This window comes from Cohnella endophytica, assembly GCF_003628305.1.
Lineage (GTDB): Bacteria > Bacillota > Bacilli > Paenibacillales > Paenibacillaceae > Cohnella > Cohnella endophytica.
The window spans coordinates 91,733-115,706 of sequence record NZ_RBZM01000009.1 but is presented as its reverse complement, the minus strand read 5'-3'; the positions used below and the strand labels follow the sequence as shown (position 1 = coordinate 115,706).

Below are 23,974 nucleotides of genomic sequence, written 5' to 3'. Positions count from 1 at the left end.
AAGTAATAGCGGAAAGAACGAACCGCCAATATCAGAAACCGGAAAGCGAGGGGCCTTCTATGTCGATGTCTTTCGAAAGATATATGTTGGATATGGTACAACCGATGCGCGATGATCTTACTCGGATCGGAATCCAGGAATTAAGGACGCCTGAAGAAGTGGAAGCTAAGCTTCCTACGGCAGAGGGCACTACGCTAGTCGTCATCAATTCCGTCTGCGGCTGCGCGGCGGGACAATGCCGTCCAGGCGTTGCCGAGGCACTGCAACACGATGTGTTACCGGATCACTTGTTCACGGTATTCGCCGGACAGGATAAGGAAGCAACGGCCAAAGCGCGCGAGTACTTCTTGCCGTATCCGCCATCTTCCCCGTCGATCGCCTTGTTGAAGGACGGAGAACTCGTTCACTTCATCGAAAGGCACCAGATCGAGAATCGCAGCGCTGGAGACATCGCCGAAGATCTTACAGGCGCCTTTGACCGTTATTGCCGGTAAATCTTCTCATCCCGAAGGCATCCGCCATTGCGGCGGATATGCCGACGGGATATTTTTGTTTCCAACGGGGGGTTCGGGAGAAATGACGACACAACAAGATATTATCGCGAAGTTAGGCGTTAAGCCCACGATCGACGTCGACCTGGAGATCGAGAAGCGCGTCGGCTTCTTGAAGGATTATGTCAGGAAAGCCGGAGCAACGGGATTGCTGATCGCGATTAGCGGCGGAGTCGATAGCGCCGTCGCGACCGGACTTTGCAAGCGGGCTACGGACGAGCTGTCGCAGGAAACCGGGAAAGAATACATAACGCTGGGCGTATTTCAACCTTACGGCGAACAAGAGGATATTCAGCATAGCTACGAAGTCGCCGAAGCTTTCCAATTAACGCATAAGGTAGAGACGAATATCGAAGAAGCGGTCGACGAAATCGCGCTCGAAGCCGAATACGCATTCAAAGCATTGAACATTCACCGCCATATTAGTCGCGGGGGCAAAGGTAACGTGAAAGCCCGCACGCGAATGGTCGTTCAATATGCGCTGGCATTCGATCTCAACCTGCTCGTCGTCGGAACGGATCACGCATCCGAAGCGCTGACCGGCTTCTTCACGAAGTGGGGGGACGGAGCGGTGGATATTACTCCGCTCAGCACGCTGAACAAACGCCAAGTGAGAGAGCTTGCCAGACGCCTAGGCGTTCCGGCGAGCGTAATCGACAAAGCTCCTACGGCGGGCCTCTGGCATGGACAGACGGACGAGGACGAGCTGGGGGTCTCTTACGAGGACAACAGTTCCTACTTGGAAGGCAAAGAGATCGACGCGAAAGCCCGGGACATTCTCGAGAGTCGCTACTTGCGCACGCAACATAAGCGCGAGAATATTCCGGGAATTTAACCGACGGGATGATCGTCGGAATCGGACTGGACGTCGTCGAGCTGGCAAGGATGGAGAAACTGCTCTCGGGCGCCGCGGGACGCAGGTTCGTGGAACGGGTGCTTACCGCGAGGGAAAGGGAGCATCTATCGAATCTTCGGCCACGCAGGGCGTTGGAGTACGTCAGCGGCAGGTTCGCGGCCAAGGAAGCCGTAGTGAAAGCTTTAGGTTGCGGTATTGGAGCCAAAGTAGGATTCCATGATATCGAAGTACTCCCCGATGCGCTCGGGAAACCGATAGGCGTCCTGTCGAAAGCTTCGATGGAGCGGCTCGGATGGAAAGACCAAGCATATACGTTGCATATCGCGATTACGCACGAAAGATCGTTAGCCGCGGCAACGGCTTTAATAGAAAAGTAAATCTCGCAACAGTCCGGTTGTGGTTCACGATCGGGCTGTTATTTTATGGGTTTGCGTAATGAAATTGTAATTACACGCCGGGGACAGACTAACGTATAATGGAAATATATTAACAATAAGGTTGTAATCTATATACCGGGATAATGGAGCATTGAGATGACTACGAATTATTTGACGATCATGATGAAACATTTCGAGCACATGAATTTTGAAGTCTCGGCGGCGGCCGAAACGGTGTTGGACGCCTCTTCTGTTAAAGACCGCGAAGATATATACGACTGCAGCCGGTTCCTGTACGTAAAGGAAGGAACGGGCAAGCTTTACGTGCGTGGCAAGGAGGTCCCCCTTGTTCAGGGAAAGCTCATTATTCTTCTGTCGGGAACCCCTCATCGCTTCGCCCTGGAGAAGGATGAAGAGATTACGCTGCAGTGGTGTCATTACCGTAGCAGCTACGAGGAACGGGATTTGTATCGTACGTTGCAGATGCCGTTTCATATTCAGATTATGGATGGCCCTGCGGTCGACGCGTTATTCAAGCAACTGTTCAAGGAGCTGGTAAGGGACAAGCTCACTTCCAGGTTGCGGATTAAAGCCGCGTTGCTGGAGCTGCTGAGCATATATTTGGACAGCTTGCCGCTAGGCGAGAACGAGGGCGCCCCGTCCGAGGAGCTTCAGAAAATCAACGTTATCCTGCAATATATCGACGATCATCTCGCGGACAACATAACGGTTGAAAGCTTGGCCAAACAAGTGTATTTGCATCCGAATTACTTTATCGTATTTTTCAAAGGGATCCTGGGTTATTCGCCGATTCAATACGTGAATCAACGGAGGATGGAAGTCGCGAAGGGGCTGCTGCTTCAACCGGAATGCAACGTGTCCGCGGTGGCTAGCAAGATCGGCATGCAAATTTACTATTTTTCTCGAATGTTCAAGGCCCATACCGGCTTGACGCCTAGCCGCTATCGCAAGCAAGCGGCGTTGTTCACGGCCGCGGAGAACGAATCGGCCGGCACGGACGAGGAGGGTTAAGCGGAGCATGAGCTTAAACGCGGACGAGAGCAAGACGTATTTCGGCGAGGAACTGCTCAGGTGGTACCGTAAAGTAAGACGGGACTTGCCATGGCGGAGAAGCAGGGATCCTTATCATATCTGGGTATCGGAAATCATGCTTCAGCAGACGAGAGTGGATACCGTAATCCCGTATTTCAACCGGTTCGTGCATCGTTTTCCTTCTCTGACGGAACTTGCCTTAGCGCCGGAGGAAGACGTGCTGAAGCATTGGGAAGGCCTAGGATACTACTCTAGGGCGCGTAATTTGCAATCTGCAGCGCGCGAAGTCGTCTCCGAATACGGCGGAAGGGTACCAAGCGATAAGCGGCAAGTATCGGGCTTGAAGGGCGTCGGCCCTTATACGACGGGCGCGATTCTTAGCATCGCGTATAATCAGCCGGAGCCTGCGGTCGACGGCAACGTCATGCGCGTGCTGTCGCGATATTTCTGCTTGGAGGACGATATCGCTCGTCCCGCCACGCGAATCCGCATGGAAACGTTGGCGCAATCGCTTATTCCCGAAGGAGAAGCGGCCGATTTCAACCAGGCGTTAATGGAACTCGGGGCTTTAGTCTGTACGCCGAAGTCGCCGTCCTGCGGGGAATGCCCGGTCAGAACGATGTGCCTTGGCCGTCTGGAAGGCCGGGAACGGGAGCTTCCGGTGAAGACGAAAGCGAAGAAGGCCAGAGACGTGTATCGTTTCGCGGCGCTATTGGAAGGCAAGGGGGAGAACGCGGGCAAGGTACTCGTTCGCAGACGTCCGGAAACAGGGCTCCTAGCGAAAATGTGGGAGCTTCCCCATATTGAAGTTCCGGACGCCGTGGCATGGGAATCTCTCGCGGAGGGCAAGATCGGGTTAGAAAAGGCTCTCGCGAACGAAGGGTTGAGGATTCATGCCGACGAACGGGTAATCGGGGAGGCGCAGCACATCTTCACGCATCTCGTCTGGAAAATAAGAGTATTGTCCGCGACGGTGAAAGATGAACGCTACATTGCGGATCGCACGGCTTACGAGTGGGTTAGTCCGGATAACTTCGAGGACTATGTTTGGCCCAACGTGTTCAGGAAATTATTAACGGAGTATTTTATTAATCGCAATAATGATTAGAGCTTCGAGAACAAAACCATGGCAAACGGCGGTAACATCGCCGAGATGCCATGGTTTTGTTCGCGTTAAGGCTTACGTGACGAATAACCCAAACAATTTGCTAACAACTTTCTCTTATTCCTCTCGTTTCGGTTAGGGAAACAAACATTTTTCAAATATTCATCAGGCACTAGATTTAATACCTCGAGCTTAAAGTTACAGTATACGAACTCACAGGATGCGCACGACTAACGAGGGGGACGGAAGTGAAATTAGCGGAATTCTACAAGCAGCTCTTCCAGGAGGCGATTAAAGTGTACGAGCCCGTATGGGAAGAAGAGGAATCGGCGATGTTCGGGTACCGGTGGCACAAAAATAACTATCCTTTGCTAGAGCAATTCCAGATTAAGGATTTACACCCCGGGCACCCCGTTCTCATGTATTCCCTGGTGCTTCCGGAAACGTATCTTCAAACGACAATCTACGAGGAAATCAGACGTTACCGTTCTCCGTTCGAGCTATCGATCGTTTTGCTGAACCGAAAGCTCTGGTTGAACGCGGCGTTGCAGACGGACAAGCTCCAGGATTCGGTCATGGGATACTTGAATCATGCTCGGGCAGAGCTGATGAATATATTGGATTGCGTAATCCGCATTCCGAACGAAGAGGATGTCCTGCCGCTGTACGCGACCAAAGTCGAAATCTAGGAACTTATCCTAAAGAGGAAGAAAATGTGAACATTCATCGAAGGGCTTGACGTAAACGTCGATTCAAGACAAGCTAGTCTTACGTCAGCTCAGATGAGGAGGAAGTCCTATGATTCAAGTGAACGAGGCAAGGCGGAAACAATTGCGCTATATCGGTATCGAAGAGGATGACCTGAAGTTTCTGAGTACGAAGCAGAAATTGTTCTCCGACATTACGGATGATGTCGTGAATGAGCTTTACGATCGCATTACGGAACAACCGGAATTATTGCGGCTTATCCAATCCCACAGCACGATCGAGCGGTTGAAAGAGACTCAGCGCTGGTATTTCCAGGCACTGACTGCCGGAGTAATCGACGAGGAATTTTTCTCCAAAAGGCTGTATATCGGCAAAGTGCATTCCCGAATCGGATTAACGACCGATTGGTACTTAGGCACTTATGTTCTATATTTGGATATCGCCACGTCCCATCTAAAACGAATCGTTCCCGAAGAATGGCTGCGAATTACCTATGTACTTAGCAAGCTGTTCAACTTGGACTCCCAGATCGTGCTTGAGGCTTACGAGCAGGACGAGAAGGCGAAAATCGAGAAGCTGGTCGATGAGCGGCAAAATATGCTCGTTAAAGTGAGCGGCATCGTGCAGGAGCTGTCCTCGATGATGGTTCAACTTAGCGAGAGCAGCAATGCGGTGGCGACCAACGCGATACATACTGCGAACGTGCAAGAGAATTCCAACGTTAAGGTCGGCGAGCTTTCCCGCGAAATCGACGAAATTCACCAGCTCGGCTCGACGATGCGGGAAATTTCCGATCAGACGCATCTGATCGGTTTGAATGCGGCGTTGGAAGCGGCTAGAGCGGGAGAGGCGGGACTCGGATTCGAGGTCGTCGCCAATGAGATCCGCAAGCTGGCCACTCATTCCAAGCAGGCATTGATTACGATTCAGAGCAAGCTGAAGGAAATCCGTTCCTCGCTGGACGAGGTTAAGCACGGTAGCGAAGAGACGGTGCGTTTCTCCAGGGAACAGGCGGCGAGCTCGCAGGAATTGTCCTCGTTCGTGCAGATGATCGATACGGTAACCGCCGAATTAAACGGTTTGGTCGAACAGAATTCATAAGCATGACGACAAAAAACAGCCCGCAAGTCAGGACGGACCTGATCTGCGGGCTGTTTCTCCATGCTATTACTCTCTTACGATTACTTCGCCGCGTCGTAGCTCGCGCCGACTGCGTTCCAGTCCACGACGTTCCAGAAAGCCGCGATGTAGTCAGGGCGTTTGTTCTGGTATTTCAGGTAGTAAGCGTGCTCCCAAACGTCCAATCCGAGAAGAGGAGTGTCGCCTTCCATGATCGGGCTATCTTGGTTCGGCAGGCTGTATACTTTAAGGTTGCCGTCTTTGCCCAGCGCAAGCCATGCCCAGCCGGAGCCGAAGCGAGTCGCGCCAGCAGCCGCGAAAGTTTCTTTGAATTTGTCGAATCCGCCCAGTTCGCTGTCGATCGCGGAAGCCAATGCGCCGGAAGGTTGTCCGCCGCCGCTTGGGCTGATCGTTTTCCAGAACAGGGAGTGGTTCGCATGTCCGCCGCCGTTGTTGCGAACCGCGGTACGGATGCTTTCCGGTACGGCGTTCAAGTCCGCGATCAGATCTTCAACGCTTTTGCTTTCGAGTTCCGGAGCGGATTTCAATGCGTTGTTCAAGTTCGTTACATAGGCATTGTGGTGGCGGCCGTGATGGATTTCCATTGTCGCCGTGTCGATGTGGGGCTCAAGCGCGTCCGTTGCGTAAGGTAGTGCGGGCAATTCGTGTGCCATTTGTAATTACCTCCTATGAATTGAATATCGATATGTAGCTTTAGTTGCTCACGATAACTATTATCCCTTATCCATTTGATTAAATCAACATAGATGTATAAAAAGTCAAAACTCGTGTCGTTCTGACACATCCCCGGGACAAACGAGAGCAAGCGACTCCATTAAAATGCCCATTACCGCTACGAAATAACCGCAAAAGGAAGCGAATATCGCGGTTATCGACCAAAAGTATCTATAAATCACCGGTAATCGTCCGTTTTAAAGCGTTTTCACCAAAGATTCTAGCATTTTGACGAAAATATTTGTGTTTTTTTAATAAAAGAACTAGAAATTTCGCCAAATTGTCGTAAAATTAAGAGACCGTTAAAACGTTAACTGGATGTAAACTTCTAACTTCTTGTCCGGAGGATTGTGCAGCATGCAGATTCGTTCTTTCCAATTGTCAGACTACAGGTCGGTCGCGGAGCTTCTGGAAGAAGTATTGTCGGAGGAATGTTGCGAGGAGACGATGGGCGCGTTCGCACGCCAATTGTCTTGGGACAGCGAGCTTGTGCTGGTCGCCGAATCGGCGGGCGTTATCGCAGGCGTATTGATCGGAACGATAGATAAACAGAAGGGCTACATGTATCGCGTAGCCGTGCATGAAGGTTTCAGACGCCAAGGCGTGGGACGGGCTCTCGTATCTACGATGAATAACCGGTTCCGTCAACGCAAAGTAATGAAGGTTCTGATTCCCGGAGACAAGCATAACGAGCTTTTGCGTCCATTCTACGAGTCGCTCGGCGTAAGGCCGATCGATTTCGCCCAGTTAACGCATCCTCTATCGATCGTAGCCGGATAAGACAAACATCCTAAACATCCTGATTCGCTATTATCGTAATGATCTGCTCATTGGAAGCATATCTTTCGCGCCATTGCTTTTGGCGGGGAGATATGCTTTTCTTATAGTATCGCACCTTGCCGTCCATACGTAACGGCATTCAACTTGAAGAAGCAAAACGGGGGGGCGTACCGTCATGGAGACATCGGATAGTCCATATGTCAAACGCGTGATCAAGAGCTTTAAGCATGACGGTTCGTTGCATCGGGTTTGGCTTGAGAATTGGCAAGTACCTCAAGACAAGTTGCATCCCCGGCATATCGGAAGACAGGTATGCGTGTTGTTGAACGACCGGACTACGATCGTGGAGGCAAGCGGCAACGAATGGATCAGCAGAGTGCCGGCCGTTTCCTTCTTCATGCCCGAGCTATGGTATAACGTAGTCGCTTTAATCGAAGAAAAAGGCATTCGTTATTATTGCAATTTGGCGTCCCCTCCCTATCGATACGGGGATGTCTTGACCTATATCGATTACGATTTGGACGTCGTCGTATTGCCTGACGGGACCGTTCAAGAGCTGGACAGGGACGAGTTCCTCAGGCATAAGGAAGAATACCGTTACGGCGAGAACATCGAAGCCCGCGTTGAAGGAGCCCTGCTGGAGCTGTTGGACGCCATCGCGAGACGGGAATTCCCGTTCGGGGATGACGAGATCTACCATTACTACGAGCAATGGAAGCGACAGGCGGAAGCCGAAGGAGAGAATGGACGTCTATGAGACAACAAGCGGAGTCTAGAGCTCCAGGCAACAGAAGGCGTTCCGCGCAAAAGCAGCCTGTATTAAGCGGTTGGCGCAAAGAGCTGTGGGATTGGACGAAAGCGCTTATCGTCGCGGCGATTATCGTGATGCTTCTTCAGGCTTACGTATTCCAGTTGTCCACCGTTAAGAAAATCTCCATGGAACCGACGCTGCATGAGAACGAATGGCTGTTCGTGAACAAGGTCGTGCTGGAGTTCGGAAGCTTGAAACGCGGGGACGTCGTCATTCTTAAGGACCCTAGCGAGGGTCCGGAACGCAAGGAATATTTGGTCAAACGCATCGTGGGCATGCCGGGCGACACGTTGGAAATCCGCGGCGGCGAGCTTTATATCAATGGCAAGCTAACCGTAGAGCCCTATACGGACGCGAAAATCGAAGACGGGGATTTCGGACCGACGACGGTCAGCCCGAAGCATTATTTCGTGATGGGGGATAACCGGCATGAACGGGCGAGCAGGGATAGCCGCGCGTTTAATGAAGTACCCGAATCGTACATTAAAGGAAGAGCGGACCTGATCGTGTGGCCGATAAGCCGCTGGGCGAAACTGTGAGCCAACGGGATGTTAACCGGGATTCCTCGTTCTGGAGCCGTTTGAAGGATGAAATGATCGCCGCCGCTCCGGATCTCGGGATAGACAAGCTGAGGATAACGACCGCGGAACCGTTCTCCGAGCTTCGCGAAAGACTCGTACGGCATCGGGAACGGGGCCATGAATCCGGTTTCGAGGAGCCGGACTTGGACTTAAGGACGACTCCGACTCTGCTAATGCAGGAAGCTAGATCAATTATCGCCATCGCCGTCGCATACCCGTCCAAGATGAAAGGGGCTCCCGTCTCCGAACCGGGCAAACGTAGGGGGATCCTGTCGCGTTCCGCGTGGGGAGAAGACTACCATCGGGCTTTGCGGAGAAGATTGGCGAAGCTGGATGCTTGGATTATGGAAAGAGTACCGGAAGCCAAGCTGATGTCGATGGTGGACACCGGGGCGCTCTCCGACCGTGCCGTTGCGGAACGGGCGGGGATCGGCTGGAGCGGCAAAAATTGCTCTACGTTGACGCCCGAGCTCGGTTCGTGGGTCTATCTGGGCGAGACGATCACGAACTTGCCGCTTCCGCCGGATTCGGCAATAGCCGAAGGGTGCGGGGATTGTACGTTATGCATCGACGCATGCCCTACGGGAGCGCTCGTGGGACCCGGACAATTAAACGCTCAATTGTGCATTTCCTACGTCACTCAGACGAAAGAAATGGTGAGCGAGGAAATGATGGCGAAGATCGGCAACCGGTTATACGGATGCGATACGTGCCAGATCGTCTGTCCCGTAAACCGCAAGATCGACATCAGGCATCATGCCGAGCTCATTCCCGATCCGGAGATCGCCAAGCCGTTGCTTCGTCCGTTGCTGAAGATGGGCAATCGCGAGTTTCGCGAGAAATTCGGGGATAGTTCCGCCGCCTGGCGCGGCCGCAAGCCGATTCAGCGCAATGCGCTAATCGCGCTCGGCAATTTCCGCGATGCGGAATCGGTCCCCGACGTGGCCGCCGTATTGCGCGATGACCCGCGTCCCGTCTTGAGGGCGACCGCGGCGTGGTCGCTTGGTAAAATTGCCTCGGAAGAAGCCAGGGCAAGCTTGAACGACGCGTTATCGACAGAAAAAGATCCGTCGGTAACGGAAGCGATCGGCCGAGCCTTGAACGGCCGGGAGGATCGCACGGCCAACTGATTATTTCCGAGGAAATGAGCGACAATTCAACTCCTACGCATTCACTTCAACGTCTTTTTTGCCGAAATATACAATAAGTCAGCTAAGGAAACGCAACATAGCGCAAAGGCAGGAGAGAGAAGCAATGAAGTTGGTCGATATCGAGTCCGTCGAAACGGGACAAATATTAGGGAAGACGATTTTCTCCTCTAACGGAACGGTGCTGCTATCCAAGGGAGTGCAGTTAACGGTATATATGATTAGCACTCTGAAGCGAATCGGAGTTACGACCGTCTATATCGACAATCCGATGTATCGCGACATCTCGATCGACGAGGTGCTATCGGACGAAACGAAACGCGCGGTCATCCACCAGATGTCCGAGATGTTCGAGGCGCTGCGCTCGGGAAAGTCGTTTAATTCGAAGGCGGTCAGCCAAACCGTAGACGAGATGCTCGAAGACGTAATGAAAAACCAGAACCTGCTTATTCAACTTTCCGACATTCGGACGGCGGACAATGCGATGTTCCTGCACGCAATGAACGTATGCATGATCTCCTCTTTGTTGGGTTTGAACATGGGACTCAATATGCTGCAATTGAAGGAGCTGGCGATCGGAGCGCTGCTCCACGATCTCGGCAAGTTAGGCGCTCCTGAAGTGCAGGAAGGCCGAATGCACCACTCGTGGCGGGGATTCGAGCTGCTGAAGAACAAACGGGAGTACAGCTTGCTCATTGCGCACGTCGCTTTCCAGCACCATGAAGCGATCGACGGAAGCGGGGCCCCTCGCGGATTGACCGGCGACGATATTCATACTTACGCGAAGATCGCGGCGGTTGCCAACGCATACGATAACATGATCTACGCTTCGGGGGAAGGCAGATCTCTCATGCCACACGAAGCTTGCGAGGAGTTAAACGCGATGTCGGGTACCAAGCTCGATCACGAGGTGCTCGTCCATTTCATGCGGATCGTCTCGATCTATCCTAACGGCATATCCGTAAGGCTCTCCAACCGTCAGACAGGCGTCGTGGTCGGTCAGCATCGAGGGTTGCCGGGGCGTCCGATCGTTCGCGTAATCGATAAGGAAGGCGACGAGGCGGTCGGTTATGCGGAAGTCGATCTCGCGCAAAATCCGACGATGTTCATTGAGTCGGTATTATCGTAGGAGACTTACGATTTTACCGTTTGCGCCCTATCCTTCGGCCATGCTATCATAGTACGACAGCCCTGCTCTAGCGCATCGCGGCGTAAGCGGGGTTTTATTATGAATGTTGGAGGCGTTCGCTTATGTGGTCCTACATTATTCCGATTCTGACGTTAATCGTCGGTTTGATCCTTGGTTTTATCGTCGGCGTGTATTACTTGCGCAGTCAAATGACGAAGATGCAAAACAACCCGGAAATGCTGCAAAAAATGGCGAAGCAAATGGGCTATAACATGAATAGCCAACAGCTTGCGAAAGCCCAGCAAATGATGAAAAACCAAGGCGCCGGAAACGCTCCTAAAGCTCCGGGCGGCAACCAGAACAACCGGAACAATCCGAAATTCCGCAGATAGTTAGGGGGAATAGCGATGGCGGGAGCCAAAGACTATGTTAACACTCACGTTAGCGACAATCGCGAGCAAGTCGAGCATCATATTCGCGAAATCTTGAAGCTGATCGGCGAGAACGTCGAACGGGAAGGGTTACTGGAGACGCCAGCGCGAGTTACCCGGATGTACGAGGAAATTTTCGCGGGCTACGCGGTAGATCCTAGAGACGTTCTCGGCGTAACCTTCGACGAGCAGCACGAAGAGCTTGTCATCGTGAAAGACATCGTGTATTACAGCCAATGCGAGCATCATATGGCGCCTTTCTTCGGTAAAGCGCATATCGGCTATATACCGAGCGGTAAAATCGCCGGATTGAGCAAGCTAGCCCGTCTGGTAGAAGCGATTACCCGTCGGCTGCAGGTGCAGGAAAGAATTACGTCGCAGATCGCGGATATTCTCGAGGAAGTGCTTCAGCCTCACGGCGTTATGGTCGTCGTGGAAGGCGAGCACCTCTGCATGTGCGCGCGCGGCGTCAAGAAGCCGGGCAGCAAGACGGTTACTTCGGGAGTTCGGGGCCAATTCCGCCAGAGCGCGGCGCTTCGTTCTGAATTTCTGGAGCTATTGAAGAGGTAATAGGAAAGGCCACTCCCTGGGATCACCGCGGAATGGCCTTTTTTTTACAGGTATATTAGGTATTTTTTGTCGAATTAGGCAAATGATAATATGGAGAGCGAAGCCATGAATAAGTATGCTGTATACGAAGTCGTACAATTACTGTTGTACGACATTTTACCTATGTCTAAAGATACTTAAATGCTTGCTTTTACTTGCGCTCAATCAAATTTTAGGTTAAAAAGTCGGTTTTTACAACTCAATTTTAATGAGTCGATCTAATCATTCGACAAAATCCTCCCCAATTAGAGCGCGATGAAGTCGTTAAGCATTTCCTCAACGAAGTCGGGAGCCGCTTTCTTAATCTGTTCCACCGTATGAAGATAGCGTTGCGTCGTATTGATGTGCGTGTGTCCGAGCGATTCTTGTACTTGTTGGAGCGTTGCTCCTTTCAAGAGCGCCAATGTCGCATTCGTATGGCGTAGCCAATGCGGGGTCGGTCGTTTGGATAGGATGCTTATCTTACCCGCCTCTTGAATAATTCGTTCGATCTGTCTTGCGGTAATCTTAAACACTTTAGCTTTGTCCTCGGTAAGAGGGGCTGCAACATTGCCCGTATGCGCCCGATAATCCTCGAATATCGACCACAATCCCATCGGCACCTTGACGTCGCGGGTTTTTCCTCCTTTTCCGTTAACGACATTCAACCAAACGGACATCCCTGCCGGATCGGTATGAAAATCTCCCCATGAAAGGTTAGAAAGCTCCGAGACCCGAAGCCCTAACGTAACGAGAGACAGTCCGATTAAGTAATTGCGCAGGTTTTGCCTCTGGAGCGCAGTCAACAGACTTTGTACTTCGTTGCGCGTTAAATAATGTTTTTTGCTTGTTACTTTCACTTGCGGCAAGCGAACGGAACTGGTAGGGTTTCGCGGCAATAAACCGACATTAGGGTCGCTTCCCCATCTGTAAAACGATTTAACGGGCGCTATTAACGCGGAGACGCTAGCGGGAGCGAGCGGTTTGCCCGAGCGGCTTATCGTCCCCCGAATCAACCCGAGTTTATAGGCCTCGACTTCCCTCCAAGTGACATTCTTCAATAAAAGATGCGATACGAAAGAACGGAAAAAATAAAGCGCGCGTTTGTAGCTGAGTTGCGAAGGCTCGGATAATCCGCACGCCGACAAAAACATATCTACGATTTGATCGTCATTGAAATCTCCATTTTGTTCACCGGATAGGACCATGCTCTGCTCAGATACGAAATACGTCTCAAATGTGTTCATCTTCATCCTCTGATCCTCCTCTTAGATGTCGTACAACAGTAATTGTTCGACATGTCGAACAGTCAACTTTCAATATATCGGCTGCTCTTCTCGAACAGTTAACGCGTTTACGAAGATCAACGGGAAGTAGGTCGAAACATGGAGGGAAGTTTATCCACGGCTAATGGATTTTTCCGGATACTCGCAGAAAGATGCGGCGTATCCGGGAGGATGGAGCAATTGCGGCATAAACATGAAGAAACTTTCCGACATTGCGTTCGCGTTGCTTGGCTGGGGGAGAAGCTGGCGGAAACGCTAAGGCTCGATCAGGAGAGATCCTCCAATCTTGTCAGGGGCTGCTTTATTCACGACTTGGGAAAGCTGGCTGTCCCGAACGAGGTGTTGGATAGCGAGGATCGGCTGACAAAAGAACAATGGGCGAGCATTAAACGTCATCCTTCTGCCGGAGCCGAGTTGCTTACTGAAATTCCGGGCATGGATCGGACGCTTGTCGAGACGGTGCTACATCACCACGAACGGTGGGATGGCAGCGGTTATCCGGTAGGCTTGTCCGGCGAGGATATTCCATGGACGGCGAGAGCTTGCTCGGTCGTGGATGCATTCGACAGCATGCTTTCCCCGCGACCGTACCGAAAAACGAAAACGGCAGAGGAGGCGATGCAGGAAATCATACGAAATGCGGGAACTCAATTCGATCCGTCGCTCGCGGAACGGTTCTACTCCCTATTGGACGTCGTGAATACGATGTACCTCTCTTATGCGGATTTATTCAAGACATTTTGAAAGGCATTCCTTATTCATAGCATGAACTATCATCAGGAGAGGACAATCGCATGGATACAACGAAGCATGACCAATACGTCGAGTTCAGCATAGGAAACGAAAAATACGCCATTCTTATCTCGGAAATTCACGAAATTATCAGAATGTTGGACATTACGGAAATTCCGAATTGCCAATCCTACGTGCACGGAGTTATTAATTTGCGAGGCAAGATCGTTCCTGTCATCGGCCTAAGAAGCATGTTAATGCTTGAAAGCGAAGCGGCAACGAAATCGACTCGCATCGTGGTCGTTAATCACCGCGAGGAGTCCGTCGGCATCATCGTGGATAAAGTGAACAAGGTGACGACGTTCACCGACATCCAGCCCCCGCCGGATTGGGTGGGAGGAATAAACGGCTCGTATTTCAGTGGGATCGGCATCCACGAGGATGATCTTGTAGGAATACTTAAAATGGACGAAGTGCTGCTGCGGGAATAGAGGGGGCATACGCGATGCTGGACATGACGGAATATCAAGCCCTGTACATGGAAGAGTTGGACGAGCAGCTGCGAGTGATGGAGGAAGAAGTACTGCGACTTGAACGGAAGGAAGAGACGCTGGAAGGGATCCAACGGTTGTTCCGCGCCGCTCACACGCTTAAGGGTTCATCCGCCGTGATGGGTTACGAACGAATGAAGCGTCTGACCCACAACATGGAGCATATTCTCGAGAAAGTAAGAAACCAGGAATGCGAAGTGACGCAAGAGTTAGCCACTCTGTTCTTCCGATGCGTAGATCGAATGAAACAGTTGCGAACGGAGATCGTTGCAAGAAAACACGAGAGCTCCGGGATCGATGATTTGGTCGATGCGCTCGCTTCAGGCGATTGGCCGAATCAAGTAAACGAGTTGCGAAGGATTGATCGTGGAAACATTCTATTGTCCGTAGAGGAGGTTAATCATGCTGTACGTCACCTGGAGCAGGGAGACCGCGCTTATTGGATAAGGATCGGGTTGACGCCCGATTGCGAGATGAGAACAGCCCGATTTCACCTTATACTTGCGTGGTTGGCGGAGAGCTCTACAAACGTGTTGTGGACGGATGCCATTAGGCCCATGGAGGGGGAGGACGAGGAAAGTAAAAGAAGCTGCCGTTGTTTAATTCTAAGCGACGAGACTTCGGAAGCGATACAATCGCGAGCACTGGCTTGGATCGATGTCGGGGAAGTCGAGATCGAAGACTGCGGCAGGGTAGAACTTGAAGCATTAGCCCAGCGAGAGCGCGACGATGAAGCGGATTTGATGGTATCGAACGATTCCGAGTCGTCCGCTTCGTCGCCTCTGCAAGATAAGGCGCGCGTGCAGTCAATCAGGGTGAACGTCGATAGACTGGAGAAGCTCATGAATCTGGTTGGCGAATTGGTTATCGATCAAACTCGGGTTCGGCAAGTCGAGCGCTCGCTTGCCTCGAAGTTCGGAACGGAAGATTCGCTTCAGGAGTTAGGGCAAATTACGGACCATATTACCCGGATTATAGGCGAACTTCAGGAAAGCGTCATGAAGGTGCGGATGCTTCCGATCGAGCAGCTCTTCAACCGTTTCCCAAGAATGATCCGCGATATGTCGCAATCATTGGGCAAGGACGTCGAGCTATCCATGGAGGGCAAGGACACCGAGCTTGATCGTACGCTTATCGAAGAACTCGGCGATCCTCTTATCCATTTGCTTCGCAATGCGGTGGATCATGGCATCGAAATGCCGGAGACGAGAAGAGCGCAAGGAAAACCGCTAAGAGGAAAAATAACGATCAGCGCTTCGCATGAAGACAATCAGGTTTTGATCGTCGTCGAGGACGACGGTGCGGGAATCGATCCGCGCAAGCTTGTGCGCAAAGCAGTAAGCCAGCGTCTGATATCGCAATCCGAGGCCGATCGTTACACGGACAAGGAGGCCGTAGATCTTATTTTTCACGCCGGCTTGTCGACCGCATCGCAGGTGAGCGATATTTCCGGAAGGGGAGTAGGGATGGATATCGTCCGAGCCGGCATCGAGAGAATGAATGGCCGGATCGATATCGAGACGAATGCGGGAGAAGGTACGAGGTTCAAGATCAGGCTGCCGCTTACGCTTGCGATCATTACCGGACTTCTGGTGAGAGTCGGCGGACGAACGTTTATCATTCCGATGAGCAACGTGGCCGAGATCGTTCGATTATCGCATGAAGATATACATAACATCAAAGGAATCCCGATCGTTACGATCCGTAATCAGGTCATTCCGATCGCATGGATACACGACATCTTCGGGTACCCCAACGACACAGCCAGATCCAAATCCGTTCCGGTCGTCATTGTCGGTCGCGCGGAGAAGAGGTATGCTCTCGCCGTCGACGAGCTTCTGGGCAACCAAGAAATCGTCATTAAATCGCTGGGCGCGTTCGTTGGGCAATCGGAAGGCATTGCCGGAGCGACGATACTGGGAGACGGCAAAGTCGCGTTGATTCTGGAAATCGGCGGGATCATTCGCAGGATGGGAAGAGCTTGATTCCGCATATCCGTTAAACCGCTATTATTAATCACCTAGAGAAGAGGCGAACGATAATGAAATGGTTTTATAACTTACAAACGAGCACGAAATTGATATCCTCCTTTATGCTCATCGCGGTAATCATGACTTTCGTAGGCGTATACGGCATGAACAACCTTGGCAAGATGAACGGCAGCCTGAACGACATGTACGATAATCAGTTAGTAGCCATCCAATCGTTGCAGCAAGCTCAAATTGGATTTAACGATATGCGAGTGTCCCTTCGCAAGCTATACATGTCCGAGGATGAGCAAGTAATCGCGAAAACGAAAGAAAGCTATAAGCAACAGATGACGATTATCGAACAATCGATCAAGAACTTTAGGCAAACTAAGCTATCCGACAGCTCCGCTGAAATGATTCAGCCGTTCGACGAGAGCTGGTCAGAGTATATGCAAACTTATGAATCGGCGGTCAAACTCAAGGATGCCGGCCAATTGGAAGAAATGGTGAAGGTCATAGACAACGAGTATCAAACGATAACGAACAAAATCAAGGACTTACTCACGAAGCTCATCCAGAACAACTTGGGAGAAGCGGAGAATTCTCGCGATGCGGGCGCGAAGCTATACAGCTCATCGCGCAACGTGACGCTGATCGTACTCGTCGTCGCAGTTATCCTCAGCGTTCTTCTCGGCTATGTGATTTCGCGAATCATCGCCAACCCTCTGCGCAGAGTCGTCGAGCTCGTCAAGAAAGTATCGGAAGGCGATCTTACGCAGACGGTAAATATCCAGACGAAAGACGAGATCGGAAATCTTGCCTCCTCCGTGGACGCGATGGTGAGAAATCTCCGGAGGATCGTCGGAGATATTCTTGCGAACTCCGAGAGTCTTGCGGCGGCATCTCAACAAATTTCCGCCAGCAGCGAAGAGATTGCGACCGGCAACTCGAACCAGGCGGATGCGGCGCAAACGATTAGCGAATTATTCAACGAGCTGTCCAGCGCGATTCATTCCGTAGCCCGCAATACGGAGCTGGCATCCGAGTTGTCGGACAGCACGGTGCGGGTAGCTAAGGATGGGGAAGAGGTCATCCGTTCCTCAATGGAAAGCATGAACGAGGTTAGCGGTAAAATGTCGCGGTTAGAGGATGATTCGCAGAAAATCGGGGACATCATCGAAGTCATCGAGGATATCGCGGATCAGACGAATCTGCTTGCGCTTAACGCCGCGATCGAAGCGGCCAGGGCAGGAGAACAGGGGCGGGGATTCGCCGTCGTCGCGGACGAGGTGCGGAAGCTTGCCGAACGAAGCAGCGAAGCAACGAAGCAAATCACGGGAATCATTAAAGGGATGCAGGAGAATACGAAGCAAAGCGTAGCGGCGGTCCATGAGAGCGCTACGTTCTCCCGCAAGACCGGAGAATCGTTCAAGCAAATCGCCGAAATGGTCAATGACGCGGGCAACAAGGTAACGGAAATCGCGGCGGCCAGCGAAGAACAGGCTGCCCAGGCTTCGACGGTGCAGGAAGCGGTAGAAAGCATCTCGGCTACGACGGAGGAAGCGGCTGCCGCAAGTCAGGAAACGGCAGCTACCGCGCAATCGCTTGCCGTGCTGGCCGCCGATCTGCAACGAGCGGTTTCCTTATTCACGATCGGTAATTCTTGATTTCGAATCGGCAGTTCAAGGCAATAGAACATAAGAAGTAAGCCAAATTGATGATGATAAGCGGATCGTCTAATGATTTAAGATGAGAGTATTCGCTATCGTATCGATTCTCATCATCATTGGAGGAATCCGGCTTATGACAAGCTCGAACAAAATTCGCATCGGTCTCATCGGTGCAGGCAACATCGGAAACGTACATCTCCAACAATTCGGCAAGCTCAAAGACGAATGCGAATTCGTCGCGGTAACGGATACGTTCCTTCCGTTAGCCGAGCAGAGAGCAGCGCAATACGGCATTCCCGTCGTAAGTCCGTCCCCGGAAGAACTCATTCGCCGGGATGACGTGGACGCGGTCATCGTAGCCGTGCCGAACTCGGCGCACGCTCCGCTGACGATTCTTGCTTTAGAACATGGCAAGCATGTGCTGGTCGAGAAGCCTATGGGTCTCGATTCCGAAGCGGCCAAAGAAATTGTGCGCGCGCAGAAGCGCTCCGGCAAAACGGTCATGGTCGCCCACCAAATGCGTTGGGAGCCGCTCTCCCTGCAAGTGAAGGAACAGATCGATCGCGGTGAGCTCGGACGCATCTACACCGCGAAAACCGGTTGGTATCGCCGTAAAGGCATTCCGGGATGGGGCACGTGGTTCACGCAGCACGGACAATCGGGCGGGGGACCGCTGATCGATATCGGCGTTCATATGCTGGATCTGGCGTTCTTCCTCATGGGCGAGCCGAAGCCGGTATCGGTATACGGTTCGACTTATGCGGAATTCGGTCCGAAGAAAAAAGGGATCGGCGACTGGGGCAAGCCGGACTGGAACGGCATCTACGATGTCGAGGATTTGGCTACGGCGATCATCAAGATGGAAGACGGTACGTCGCTGACGCTTGAAGTAAGCTGGGCGGTTCATATGGACACCGACAGCGCGCCGTTCCTGCACTTGATGGGCTCCGATGGCGGCGCGGTTCTGCGCGGCAACGAAGGCAAGTACTTGACCGAACGTTTCGACCAACCGATCGAAGTGCCGTTCACGTCGCCCGCGGAAGACGAAGGCGCGCGCGTACGCCTTAGCCGCCATTTCCTCGACTGCGTTCGCACGGGCGCGACCCCATGGACGTCCGCGGAAACGGGCTTGCGCAGCAACTTGATCATCGATGCGATCTACGAGTCGTCCCGCAAGGGCGGCGAAGTGAAGCTGGACTGGAGCCTGTAAGGACTAAGTTGCAGGTGAACGAAATAAGCCCCTTACCGGCCTTAACAAAGGTCGGTAAGGGGCTTTTGGCGTTTTCTAGAAAGGGATCCATTGCAACGTCCTTGCTTTGGCGAACCGATCCTCGACATAAGGCCAATTGACGACGTTCCACCAATCTTTGACATAGGCGGGGCGATCGTTCTGATGCTTCAGATAATAAGCGTGCTCCCATACGTCGAGAGGCAGAAGGGGGACAACATCCCATTGAGACAAATTCTGATGCTTCTCCGCGGTTAGAATTTCAAGCCGATGACTGCGAGGGCTCCAGACGAGAATGGCCCAACCCCCGCCTTCCACTTTACCCGCGGCTTCCGAAAACTGTTTCTTGAACGCGTCGTAGCTTCCGAAGCTGCGCGTAATCTCGTCCAGGAGCGCTCCTTTGGGTTTGCCTCCGCCTCGTGGCGACATAACGTCCCAGAATAACGTATGCAGATAGTGTCCTGCGCCGTTAAAAGCAAGTTCCCTTTCCCAATGCTTTACCAAATCGAAATCGCCGGTCTTGCGGGCCTCGTCGAGCTTAAGCTCGGCTTTGTTCAATCCGTCGACATAGCTCTTATGATGGATATCGTGATGGATCCTCATCGTTTTCTCGTCGATGTAGGGCTCTAATGCTTTGTAAGCGTAGGGGAGCGGGGGGAGCGTATGGCCTCCGATCGGGACGGGATTGCCGACCGCAGGGTCCATGCCCTGGCCGAATCCGTCCAAAGGCGTCGACCAGGTGACGTTCGGTCTCTCCTCGAGAGGCGTATCGTGGTTCGGCCGGGTGTTCAGACTGTCGTCGGCAGGCTCCGGACCGCCGAAGCCCTCGGGATATTCATCTTCCGAATTCCTTGGCGCGGACCATTGAATCGCTCCGGATTGTTCGAGCTGCGCCATCACGCCGTTGCTGAACTCGGACTGTCGGTTCAGGGAAGCCAATGCCAAGGACTTATCCTGCAGTTGCCGAATCGCTAGACTACGCTCGGGTAACAATTGCAATTGCCTGCCGAATTCCCTCGATTGATAGAGGGATTCATCGAGCAGTTGAGGCAACCATGCCGCATATTCCGGCGATTGGGCGAGGGCTGGTTCCCCTTCGATGGCTCCTTGCATGTTCTGCGCGACTTGCCTCGTATGCGAGAAGACGCTCTCCCATGCCGACAGCCATTGCCCGTATTCCGGCTCGAGTTCAGGGATGACCGACCGAATGACGGTCGCGTGTTCTTGCTCTTGCGTTTTCCACAATGCGATTTCCTCCAACAAACGAGCGGGCGCAATATTTCCTTGAACCGAGCGCATGACGAAAAACCTCCCCGATATCGCTTCAGACGAAGTAACCCTCGTACTTAGCGTATGCCCGAGGAGGCGGAATCATGACGGGATGACGGAAAGGGCAACGTGAAACTCGCTTATCGTTAAGCGCTGTTAGACGCTTGAGCGGTATCCGAGGAATGGGCTTTGGCCAACGCTCCCGCATGCACTTGTTTCAGGAAGGAATCCGTACGCTGCACATACTCGGCGGTATGCGTGCGGTAGATCATCTCGTGGATGGCTCCGGGTACGACCCATAGCTGAGACAAGGCATTTTTCTGGGATTTGGCGATATGCTCGGATATCGAAGTCGGCGCTTTGTCGTCGGCCGTACCGTGAATGAGCAATAAAGGGAAGTCATAAGCCGTATCTTGAATCCGGGTTGACGGGATTTGTTCAAGGCGAACCCCGCTCATGAGCGGGAAAAATAATTCGACTAGCGTTAAGGAAGGATACTTGGGAATATGGACCCAATTGAGAATATTGCCGTATATCGTATCGGAATCGGGAATAAACGTGCTGTCAAGGATCATCGCGTCGACGGGCACTCCGAGCAGCGCTGCTTGAAGAGCGGTTCCCGCACCCATCGAGAAACCCCAAACGATCAATTCGTCGCTGCCTTGACCGCGTGCATATTGAATCGCTCCGATCAGTTGCTGGGATTCAATGATGCCTCCGGTCGCCGGGGTGGAATGCTTAGTACTGGCGAAACCGTAGTCGAACATGAGGACGTTGTAGTTCTCGTTATGAAGCCGCTCGGCCAAATCGTACATCGGAACCCAGAGCTCTTCCCGGTTCGCTCCGTAACCGTGGCTCAGGACGACCGTGCTGCGGCTCGCGGTCGAGGGAATCCACCAGCCGTCTACTTGCGTCTTATTGTCCGCGCTGGGGAAAGTAACGTCCGAATAGGGCAAACTTTTGGCAAGCATCGGATTCGAACCGAAAGTCGCGACGGGAGGATGGGACAGCGTCCATGCTAGGTAAGCGTGCAATGCGACGAATATAATCGACGAAAGCGCAATGAGAGTATAGAAGAGTTGGAGGGCGGTTCGTAGGAGCCTGCGAATTCCCCTGCGCGAAGAAGGCAGGACGGGAGCCGGCATCGCATTGCCGGAGCCCGCTAGCGGAAGTGGCGTCGTCATCGTCGTCATGGGGAATCGCCTCGCTTTTGGTAGAAGCTACGTGAGTTGTAGATTCATCGTAGATCGATAGACCTAGAGCGTCAATGAGCCGGAGCGACTTGTAAATCCCGTGTAACGAAATTGTAATAAAGCGCTTCCAATATTTACGAATAGAAGGGATTGCGTTATACTGTGTGTAACAGCGTTTCATAGGGTGAAACATTTTAAATAGGGAGGCAGACGACGATGGAAGAGGAAAAACGAACGGTAAGAGCGGTCGAGCGAGCACTGGACGTACTCCTTTGTTTTGCTTCCAGACACGAGTGGGGACTAACGGAAATCGCGGGCCGCGTCGGCTTGCACAAAAGTACCGTGCATCGCTTATTGGCGACTTTGGAAGATAAGGGATTCGTGACCCGCGATGCGGCGACCGACAAATATCGGCTGGGATTAAGCGTGCTTGAGCTGTCCGCGCATCTTTTCCGTTCGGATGATCCTTCCGTCGTTCTTCTTCCGGAGATGGAGAAGCTTAGGGATGAGATTAGCGAGACGATCAGCCTATACGTGAGGGATCGTTCGGAACGCGTTAGAATACAGGCCGTGCAAAGCATGCAAGCCATTCGGAGAGTCGCCACGGTCGGCGCTCGGTTACCGCTGTCGGTCGGCGCTTCCAGCAAGGTGCTGCTCGCATTCGCGAACGACGGCGACAGGGAAACCGTTCTTGCGGATCCGTCCTGGCCGGCTCAATTAGACCTTCAAACTTTCGCCAAACAGCTCGACGAGATCGTGTCGACGGGCTACGCGACGAGCTTCGAGGAGAGGGAACCCGGAGCGGCAGCGGTGGCGGCTCCCATCTTCAACCGGTCCGGCAAGCTAGTCGCCGCGCTGGCGGTATCCGGCCCGTCCAATCGGCTGACGCCCGATCGGATGCACGAATACGCGCCCGCGATTATCGAATCCGCGCATCGCATGGGCGCGCTGTTGGGATAAACGGTAATAAGGCACAAAAAGGGAGCTTCCGTAATCGGAAGCTCCCTTTGACTTTAGGCTTTCGGATCCAGCTTGCGAAGGAAGTCGAGCGCTTCCTGGAGCGTGGATACTTTGACGAGCTTGGGCTTAAGCTTAAGATCCTTAACCGTCTTCTGGGCAAGATCCCAATTGGACGAGTTCTTCGCGTTGTAGGGAACGAGGAAGTAATCCGCTTTCTCCCGGTCCGCGGCCATCAGCTTGTAGTTGATGCCGCCGATGAGCCCGACGGTGCCGTCCGCGCTGATCGTACCCGTGCCGGCGATGTTATAGCCTCTCGTCAAATCCTCTCCGTTCAGTTGGGCGATGATTTCGAGCGTCATCATGAGACCCGCGGAAGGACCGCCCGTATCGGCGAAGTCGAATTTGACCGGATCGGGCGCCGTGACCTTCAGCACGGTTTCGTTCTGGAAGCCGATTCCGATTCGGTCGCCGGAAGGCATCTTGATCAACTCGACCGTTGCTTTGAACGTCTTCTCGCCTCTCGTCCCCGATACGGTAACTTTGTCTCCGGCTTTTTTATTTTGGAGAAATCCGGATAGCTCCGTAACCGTCTTCGCCGCCGTGCCATCCACCGCGTTAATGATATCGCCTTCTTGCAGACCGCCTTCGCGGGCTTTGGACTCGGGGAGCAAGGCATAGACGATGACGCCTTGTTCCTGAACGTCGATCGGCTTCTTCATGGCCGTATAGGCCGCGAGAAGCGCGTTTGCTTCCGAACTGTCGCGCATCCAAGCGAGCAGGTTGCGATAAGCCTCCATGTTCGTAGCGCCGCCCGTGGCCTCGCTTTCGGGCTTCACGTCCATGCGTTTGCTGATCCGGGCATAGATGATGGAGAAAATATTCGGATTCGAATAGGTGGAGACGGTCGTGAAGAGCAATTGGCCTTTCTCTTCGAGCTTATGGCCGGTTTCTACCCTGGGATGAACGGGTTCGGCCGAACCGGGTCCGTAAAGCATGTAAGGCCACGGTTTCAAGTAAGCGGCTACGAAGAGAACGACGAGAACTCCGGAGAGGAGGGTCAGCCAGTGTCGGCGCATCCAAGATTTTTTCATTACGGCCATCCGGGCAAACCTCCAGTTATGCGTATGTATCGCGATAATTTCG

The 23,974-nt window shown here is 52.6% G+C and carries 25 protein-coding genes; 20 read left to right on the top strand and 5 right to left on the bottom strand.

Annotation, left to right across the window (positions count from 1 at the left end):
* Nucleotides 1-59: 59 nt before the first annotated feature.
* From D7Z26_RS20770 to D7Z26_RS20740, 7 genes are all read left to right on the top strand, one after another.
* Nucleotides 60-494 (top strand): BrxA/BrxB family bacilliredoxin, encoded by a 435-nt coding sequence (locus tag D7Z26_RS20770; RefSeq protein ID WP_120978948.1) that lies wholly within the window; start codon nucleotides 60-62, stop codon nucleotides 492-494.
* A gap of 82 nt (nucleotides 495-576) precedes the next feature.
* A complete protein-coding gene (gene nadE / locus D7Z26_RS20765; protein ID WP_120979120.1) occupies nucleotides 577-1,386 on the top strand; it encodes an ammonia-dependent NAD(+) synthetase in 810 nt (269 codons plus the stop codon).
* An 8-nt stretch (nucleotides 1,387-1,394) separates the two neighbouring features.
* Nucleotides 1,395-1,784, top strand: coding sequence for a holo-ACP synthase (gene acpS / locus D7Z26_RS20760; protein WP_120978947.1), 390 nt, complete (start codon nucleotides 1,395-1,397; stop codon nucleotides 1,782-1,784).
* Between the two features lie 156 nt (nucleotides 1,785-1,940).
* Nucleotides 1,941-2,816 (top strand): AraC family transcriptional regulator, encoded by an 876-nt coding sequence (locus D7Z26_RS20755; protein ID WP_120978946.1) that lies wholly within the window; start codon nucleotides 1,941-1,943, stop codon nucleotides 2,814-2,816.
* 7 nt (nucleotides 2,817-2,823) lie between these two features.
* On the top strand, nucleotides 2,824-3,945 hold the full coding sequence (gene mutY / locus D7Z26_RS20750) for an A/G-specific adenine glycosylase (protein WP_120978945.1): 1,122 nt from the start codon (nucleotides 2,824-2,826) through the stop codon (nucleotides 3,943-3,945).
* A gap of 245 nt (nucleotides 3,946-4,190) precedes the next feature.
* A complete protein-coding gene (locus D7Z26_RS20745; protein ID WP_120978944.1) occupies nucleotides 4,191-4,631 on the top strand; it encodes a hypothetical protein in 441 nt (146 codons plus the stop codon).
* Nucleotides 4,632-4,740: 109 nt separating this feature from the next.
* Nucleotides 4,741-5,751, top strand: coding sequence for a globin-coupled sensor protein (locus tag D7Z26_RS20740; protein WP_120978943.1), 1,011 nt, complete (start codon nucleotides 4,741-4,743; stop codon nucleotides 5,749-5,751).
* 80 nt (nucleotides 5,752-5,831) lie between these two features.
* Here the strand turns inward: D7Z26_RS20740 and D7Z26_RS20735 are convergent, their stop codons facing one another.
* Entirely contained in the window at nucleotides 5,832-6,443 is a 612-nt protein-coding gene (locus tag D7Z26_RS20735) for a superoxide dismutase (RefSeq protein WP_120978942.1), read from the bottom strand.
* 418 nt (nucleotides 6,444-6,861) lie between these two features.
* Between D7Z26_RS20735 and D7Z26_RS20730 the strand changes: the two genes are divergently transcribed.
* From D7Z26_RS20730 to folE, 7 genes are all read left to right on the top strand, one after another.
* Entirely contained in the window at nucleotides 6,862-7,284 is a 423-nt protein-coding gene (locus D7Z26_RS20730) for a GNAT family N-acetyltransferase (RefSeq protein WP_120978941.1), read from the top strand.
* Nucleotides 7,285-7,459: 175 nt separating this feature from the next.
* Nucleotides 7,460-8,041, top strand: coding sequence for a DUF402 domain-containing protein (locus D7Z26_RS20725; RefSeq protein WP_120978940.1), 582 nt, complete (start codon nucleotides 7,460-7,462; stop codon nucleotides 8,039-8,041).
* On the top strand, nucleotides 8,038-8,634 hold the full coding sequence (gene lepB / locus D7Z26_RS20720; protein ID WP_120978939.1) for a signal peptidase I: 597 nt from the start codon (nucleotides 8,038-8,040) through the stop codon (nucleotides 8,632-8,634). The genes D7Z26_RS20725 and lepB overlap by 4 nt, the downstream gene beginning before the upstream one ends.
* A gap of 53 nt (nucleotides 8,635-8,687) precedes the next feature.
* Nucleotides 8,688-9,806 (top strand): tRNA epoxyqueuosine(34) reductase QueG, encoded by a 1,119-nt coding sequence (queG, locus tag D7Z26_RS20715; RefSeq protein WP_120979119.1) that lies wholly within the window; start codon nucleotides 8,688-8,690, stop codon nucleotides 9,804-9,806.
* Nucleotides 9,807-9,930: 124 nt separating this feature from the next.
* Complete coding sequence (locus tag D7Z26_RS20710) at nucleotides 9,931-10,953, top strand: HD-GYP domain-containing protein (protein WP_120978938.1); 1,023 nt, start codon at nucleotides 9,931-9,933, stop codon at nucleotides 10,951-10,953.
* 122 nt (nucleotides 10,954-11,075) lie between these two features.
* A complete protein-coding gene (locus D7Z26_RS20705) occupies nucleotides 11,076-11,345 on the top strand; it encodes a YneF family protein (RefSeq protein ID WP_120978937.1) in 270 nt (89 codons plus the stop codon).
* Nucleotides 11,346-11,360: 15 nt separating this feature from the next.
* Complete coding sequence (gene folE, locus D7Z26_RS20700; RefSeq protein WP_120978936.1) at nucleotides 11,361-11,954, top strand: GTP cyclohydrolase I FolE; 594 nt, start codon at nucleotides 11,361-11,363, stop codon at nucleotides 11,952-11,954.
* Between the two features lie 284 nt (nucleotides 11,955-12,238).
* On the opposite strand, the gene D7Z26_RS20695 is transcribed toward folE, so the two are convergent.
* Complete coding sequence (locus tag D7Z26_RS20695; RefSeq protein WP_325050465.1) at nucleotides 12,239-13,225, bottom strand: tyrosine-type recombinase/integrase; 987 nt, start codon at nucleotides 13,223-13,225, stop codon at nucleotides 12,239-12,241.
* Nucleotides 13,226-13,438: 213 nt separating this feature from the next.
* Here D7Z26_RS20695 and D7Z26_RS20690 point away from each other — a divergent pair, with 213 nt between their 5' ends.
* The 5 genes from D7Z26_RS20690 (at nucleotide 13,439) to D7Z26_RS20670 (ending at nucleotide 19,391) form a co-directional block, all read left to right on the top strand.
* Nucleotides 13,439-14,002 (top strand): HD-GYP domain-containing protein, encoded by a 564-nt coding sequence (locus D7Z26_RS20690; protein WP_407643538.1) that lies wholly within the window; start codon nucleotides 13,439-13,441, stop codon nucleotides 14,000-14,002.
* Nucleotides 14,003-14,052: 50 nt separating this feature from the next.
* Complete coding sequence (locus D7Z26_RS20685) at nucleotides 14,053-14,481, top strand: chemotaxis protein CheW (RefSeq protein ID WP_120978934.1); 429 nt, start codon at nucleotides 14,053-14,055, stop codon at nucleotides 14,479-14,481.
* 14 nt (nucleotides 14,482-14,495) lie between these two features.
* The gene (locus D7Z26_RS20680; protein ID WP_120978933.1) at nucleotides 14,496-16,526 is read left to right on the top strand and encodes a chemotaxis protein CheA; all 2,031 of its coding nucleotides are present in this window, start codon (nucleotides 14,496-14,498) and stop codon (nucleotides 16,524-16,526) included.
* 56 nt (nucleotides 16,527-16,582) lie between these two features.
* The gene (locus D7Z26_RS20675) at nucleotides 16,583-18,178 is read left to right on the top strand and encodes a methyl-accepting chemotaxis protein (protein ID WP_120978932.1); all 1,596 of its coding nucleotides are present in this window, start codon (nucleotides 16,583-16,585) and stop codon (nucleotides 18,176-18,178) included.
* A gap of 136 nt (nucleotides 18,179-18,314) precedes the next feature.
* Nucleotides 18,315-19,391 carry a Gfo/Idh/MocA family protein gene (locus D7Z26_RS20670; protein ID WP_120978931.1) on the top strand — a complete coding sequence of 359 codons (1,077 nt, stop codon included), beginning with the start codon at nucleotides 18,315-18,317 and terminating at the stop codon, nucleotides 19,389-19,391.
* A gap of 75 nt (nucleotides 19,392-19,466) precedes the next feature.
* Here the strand turns inward: D7Z26_RS20670 and D7Z26_RS20665 are convergent, their stop codons facing one another.
* Nucleotides 19,467-20,708, bottom strand: coding sequence for a Fe-Mn family superoxide dismutase (locus D7Z26_RS20665; protein ID WP_120978930.1), 1,242 nt, complete (start codon nucleotides 20,706-20,708; stop codon nucleotides 19,467-19,469).
* A 116-nt stretch (nucleotides 20,709-20,824) separates the two neighbouring features.
* Nucleotides 20,825-21,871 (bottom strand): alpha/beta hydrolase, encoded by a 1,047-nt coding sequence (locus tag D7Z26_RS20660; protein WP_120978929.1) that lies wholly within the window; start codon nucleotides 21,869-21,871, stop codon nucleotides 20,825-20,827.
* Between the two features lie 216 nt (nucleotides 21,872-22,087).
* On the opposite strand from D7Z26_RS20660, the gene D7Z26_RS20655 reads away from it, so the two are divergent.
* Nucleotides 22,088-22,831: an IclR family transcriptional regulator gene (locus D7Z26_RS20655; protein ID WP_120978928.1), complete on the top strand. Its 744-nt coding sequence runs from the start codon at nucleotides 22,088-22,090 to the stop codon at nucleotides 22,829-22,831.
* 53 nt (nucleotides 22,832-22,884) lie between these two features.
* Here the strand turns inward: D7Z26_RS20655 and D7Z26_RS20650 are convergent, their stop codons facing one another.
* Complete coding sequence (locus D7Z26_RS20650; RefSeq protein ID WP_120978927.1) at nucleotides 22,885-23,931, bottom strand: YlbL family protein; 1,047 nt, start codon at nucleotides 23,929-23,931, stop codon at nucleotides 22,885-22,887.
* Nucleotides 23,932-23,974: the final 43 nt, after the last annotated feature.